This window comes from Xanthobacter sp. BG11Y11_SDJG (genome assembly GCF_057364445.1).
Map to the genome: position 1 here is coordinate 1 of NZ_JBNFNU010000376.1, position 4,146 is coordinate 4,146.

Below are 4,146 nucleotides of genomic sequence, written 5' to 3' on the forward strand. Positions count from 1 at the left end.
GACGAGGTCGGCGCCCAGCGCCCCGCGCCTTGGCGATGTCGGTGCCGCGCAGGAAGCCGCCGTCGACGAACAGGCGGGCGCGGCCCGCCACCGCCTCGGCGATCTCGCCCAGCTGGTCGAGCGCGGCCACCGCGTGGTCCAATTGGCGCCCGCCGTGGTTGGAGGCATAGACCGCGTCCACCCCGTGCGCGACGCACAGGCGCGCGTCCTCGGCATCGAGGATGCCCTTGACGATGAGGGGCAGGCGGGTCCGCGCCTTGAGCCAGGCGACGGTGTCCCAGGTCAGCAGCGCCTGCTCGGCGGCGATCTGCTGGTCCTTGCGGTCGCCGAGATTGGCCCGGTCCACCGCCTTTGCGGACGAATAGCGGTTGACGAGGTCGCGCTCGCGCCGGCCGTAGACGGCGGCGTCCACGGTGAGGCAGAGGGCGGCGCAGCCGGCGGCCTCGGCGCGCGCCACGGTTTCCTCCAGCCACGCGCGCCCGCCGCGCATATAGAGCTGGAGCACCAGGATCGCGTCGGGGGCCGAAGCGCGCACCTGCTCCAGGGTCGGCTGGGCCATGATGCTCATGAACATGGGGATGCGCGCGGCTGCCGCGGCGCGGGCACAGGCGACCGCGGCCTCGGGATCGAACAGGCGCAGCGAGCCCACCGGCGCCAGGAACGCCGGCAGGGCGACGGGCGTGCCGAGAAAATCAGCACCGAGATCGATGCGGGACACGTCGCGCAGAACCCTCGGCAAAGGCGAGGCTGTCGAGCGCGAGGCGGTTGCGGCAGAGGCTGGTCTCGGATTCGGCGCCGCCGATGAGATAGTCCCAGACCGGCGCGTCGAGCATGGCGCTGGCGCGCTGGAACAGCTCGGCGACGGTTTGGGGGCTGTCCAGCGTTGCCATGGGAGCCTTGAGCAAGAAAGCAAGAGCTGGAGCCTGCAAAGAGGCTACAGCTTGAATATATTTACGTTAAGATTGTCAGACAAACCTGTCAACGGGATTGGCGCCCAATTTCTAGGCGAGCCGCAGACGGGGGCAGGGGAGAGGAGGCGTCCCCGCCGGCCGCGTTTAACGCAGAAGCGGGGCTGGACAGGCTAGCATGTTCGCTTTATGTTCCGCCCAGCATAGGCCAGGGAGATTGCCGGTGAAGCTCTATTGGGCGCCCCATACGCGGGCCCTTCGCGTGCTGTGGCTGCTGGAAGAGGCGGGCATTCCCTATGAGCGCGAACGGGTGGACATCCGCGCCGGCGGCCAGGACACGGCGGCCTTTCGCGCCATCAATCCCATGGGCAAGGTGCCGGCGCTGACCGACGGTCAGGTGCGGGTCGCCGAGAGCGGCGCCATCTGCGCCTATGTGGCCGACAAGGTGCCCCAGGCGCGCCTCGCCCCGGCGCTGGACGACCCCGCGCGCGGGCGCTACCTGCACTATCTCTTCTTCTCGGCCGGCTGCATGGAACCGGCCTTCGTGCAGAAGATGATGGGCATGAACCTGCCCAAGTCCAGCGCCGGCTGGGGCAGCTTCGACCTCGTCATGGAGGTGGTGGACGCGGCGCTGCAGCCCGGCCCCTATCTCCTGGGCGAGCAGTTCACGGCCGCCGACGTGATGCTGGGCTCCGACCTCTGGTTCGGCATCGGCCTGCTCAAGGTGATCACACCCACCCCCGCCATGTCGGCTTATGTGGAGCGCCTCACCACGCGCCCCGCCTTCCTGCGTGCGAAGGAGATCGAAGCCGCGGCGCTCGCGAGCGCGACGGGCTGAGGCGGGAGGCGGCGCTTTTCGGCCGGCGCATCGGTGCCGGCACGCCGATCCCGCGTTCGGGCGCGCCCTTTCGGACTCCCCGGTTTGGGCGTCCCCGTTTGGGCTTCCCGCGCGATCCCGCGCAGGGCGCCTGTGCCCGGGCGCACGATGGGCTAAGCTCACCCCATGCTCGGGCTCATTCCTCTCATCCGCCGGGTGCGCCACGGCATGACGCTCGGCGTGCGCGTCATGGCGCAGGACGCCGCCGGCCGCCTCCTTCTGGTGCGCCACTCCTATCTGCCGGGCTGGCACCTGCCCGGCGGCGGCGTCGATTTCGGCGAGACCGCCGCCGATGCCGCCCGGCGCGAATTGAGGGAGGAGGCGAACGTGGAGGCCGAGGAGCCGCTGGTGATGGCGGGCGTGTTCTTCAATCCGCGCGTCGCGGGAGGGATCATGTGGTGCTGTTCCGCGCCGGGCGCATCGCCATCGGCCCGCGCCCGGCGCGCAATCTCGAGATCCTCGCCGCCGAATTCTTCCCGCCCGACGCGCTGCCGCAGGACATCTCCCCCGCGACCCTGCGGCGCATCGCCGAGCGGGAGGGCCGCGCGCCGGTCTCCGACATGTGGTGAGGGGCTGCGAAAGGCCGCGCCGCCGCACCAACGGCTCGGCCTGCGCTTGCCAAGGGCGGGTCCGCCCGCTTAAGTCCGCACCGCGCGGCGCCGCCGCCGCACCCAACCCGGCATCGGGCCGGGAGGGCTGCGGTTCCGGGGGCGCCGTCTGGAGTTTCCGCCATGTCCCTCGACGCCGATCAGATCGTCGAACGCCGCCGCCTCCGGCGCAAAGTCACCTTCTGGCGCACGCTCGGCGTGCTCGCCGCCGTGGCGGCGCTGGCGGTGGCCGTCTCGGCCATCGCCGGACGCTCCATTTCCGCCTCGTCGCCGCACGTGGCGCGGGTCGTGATCGGCGGCGTGATCCGCAACGACCGCGAGCGGGTGGAGATGCTCGACGACATCGCCGAGTCGGGCGCCTCGGCGGTGATCGTGTCCATCGACAGCCCCGGCGGCACCGTCACCGGCGCCGAGCAGCTGTTCGACGCGCTCCAGCGCCTCGCCAAGAAGAAGCCCGTGGTAGCCGTGGTGGAGGGCCTGGCGGCCTCCGGCGGCTACATCGCCGCCATCGGCGCCGACCACATCGTCGCCCGGCGCAATGCCCTGGTGGGCTCGGTGGGCGTGATCTACCAGTTTCCCAACGTCTACGAGCTGCTGAAGAACGTCGGCATCGCGGTGGAGGACATCAAGTCCTCGCCGCTGAAGGCCGCCCCCAACGGCTATACCCCCACCTCGCCCGAGGCGCGCGCCGCCATCGACGCCTTGGTGGTGGACACCTATGGCTGGTTCAAGGGCCTGGTGGCCGCCCGGCGCAAGCTCACCGACGCCCAGCTCGCCACCGTCGCGGACGGGCGCGTGTTCACCGGCCACCAGGGCCTTGGCCTGCAGCTGGTGGACGAATTGGGCGACGAGACCACGGCGCGCGCCTGGCTTGCCCGCGAGAAGGGCGTGTCCGAGGACCTCAAAGTGCGCACCTGGCGCACCGGGCAGCGCAGCAGCGAATTCGGCTGGCTCTCCGGCGCCATCGGCGGCCTTGCCGGCGCGCTCGGCCTGCCCCAGCTCGGGGCCATCCTGTCGCAGGCCACCGGCGCTGCGCTGGAGCGGGCTCAGCTTGACGGCCTATTGGCCCTCTGGCACCCTCAAATCGACAGGTGAACGGTGCTTGAGAACCGCCTGAATTCCGGCCCGCTTATCTGCTCCGTCCCTCGCCGGGCGAGCGCTGGTATCGGAGGTCGGCGGCGCTCTTCATCGATTCCGGGGGAGACGAAGCCGTCATGATCAAGTCCGAACTGGTCCAGAAGATCGCGGAAGCCAACCCCCACCTCTATCAGCGCGACGTCGAGAACATCGTCAACGCCATCCTGGAGCAGATCGTCTCCGCTCTGGAGCGAGGCGACCGCGTGGAGCTGCGCGGCTTCGGCGCCTTCTCGGTGAAGAAGCGCGACGCCCGGGTCGGCCGCAACCCGCGCACCGGCAAGCAGGTCGAGGTGAGCGAGAAGAGCGTGCCCTATTTCAAGACCGGCAAGGAGATGCGCGAGCGTCTCAACGACGGGCGGTGAACCGGTGGGTCGCCTCCTCTCCCTCCTGATCGTCGTTCCCCTCTCCATCCTCGGCGTGGCGCTGGCGGTGGCGAACCGCAAGCCCGTGACCGTCTCGCTCGATCCGTTCAATCCGGCTTCGCCAGCCTTCTCCGTCACGGTGCCGCTGTTCGCGGTGATCTTCGCCGCCCTGATCGCCGGCGTGGTGCTGGGCGGGGTCGTCACCTGGGTCCGCCAGGGCCGCTTCCGCCGCGCGGCGCGCCTCGCGCGGCGCG

Annotated in this window: 7 protein-coding genes and 1 pseudogene; 6 read left to right on the top strand and 2 right to left on the bottom strand. The window is 70.6% G+C overall.

Annotation, left to right across the window (positions count from 1 at the left end; genetic code table 11):
* Window positions 1-718 (bottom strand): alpha-hydroxy acid oxidase (locus tag AC2W7M_RS21020; RefSeq protein WP_486134631.1); only part of this gene is annotated, 718 nt, incomplete at its 3' end.
* Window positions 693-890 carry a hypothetical protein gene (locus AC2W7M_RS21025; protein ID WP_486134633.1) on the bottom strand — a complete coding sequence of 66 codons (198 nt, stop codon included), beginning with the start codon at window positions 888-890 and terminating at the stop codon, window positions 693-695. The genes AC2W7M_RS21025 and AC2W7M_RS21020, both read right to left, overlap by 26 nt.
* A 241-nt stretch (window positions 891-1,131) precedes the next feature.
* On the opposite strand from AC2W7M_RS21025, the gene AC2W7M_RS21030 reads away from it, so the two are divergent.
* The 6 genes and pseudogenes from AC2W7M_RS21030 to AC2W7M_RS21055 all read left to right on the top strand — a co-directional run.
* A complete protein-coding gene (locus tag AC2W7M_RS21030; RefSeq protein ID WP_486134634.1) occupies window positions 1,132-1,746 on the top strand; it encodes a glutathione S-transferase family protein in 615 nt (204 codons plus the stop codon).
* A 228-nt stretch (window positions 1,747-1,974) separates the two neighbouring features.
* A pseudogene (locus AC2W7M_RS21035) lies at window positions 1,975-2,079 on the top strand (NUDIX domain-containing protein); the annotation flags it as partial.
* Window positions 2,080-2,180: 101 nt separating this feature from the next.
* On the top strand, window positions 2,181-2,354 hold the full coding sequence (locus tag AC2W7M_RS21040) for an NUDIX hydrolase (RefSeq protein WP_486134639.1): 174 nt from the start codon (window positions 2,181-2,183) through the stop codon (window positions 2,352-2,354).
* A gap of 162 nt (window positions 2,355-2,516) precedes the next feature.
* Window positions 2,517-3,488: a signal peptide peptidase SppA gene (gene sppA / locus AC2W7M_RS21045; RefSeq protein WP_486134636.1), complete on the top strand. Its 972-nt coding sequence runs from the start codon at window positions 2,517-2,519 to the stop codon at window positions 3,486-3,488.
* Window positions 3,489-3,607: 119 nt separating this feature from the next.
* On the top strand, window positions 3,608-3,892 hold the full coding sequence (gene ihfB, locus AC2W7M_RS21050) for an integration host factor subunit beta (protein ID WP_121622447.1): 285 nt from the start codon (window positions 3,608-3,610) through the stop codon (window positions 3,890-3,892).
* A 4-nt stretch (window positions 3,893-3,896) separates the two neighbouring features.
* The coding region (locus AC2W7M_RS21055; protein ID WP_486134637.1) for a lipopolysaccharide assembly protein LapA domain-containing protein at window positions 3,897-4,146 on the top strand (250 nt) is incomplete at its 3' end.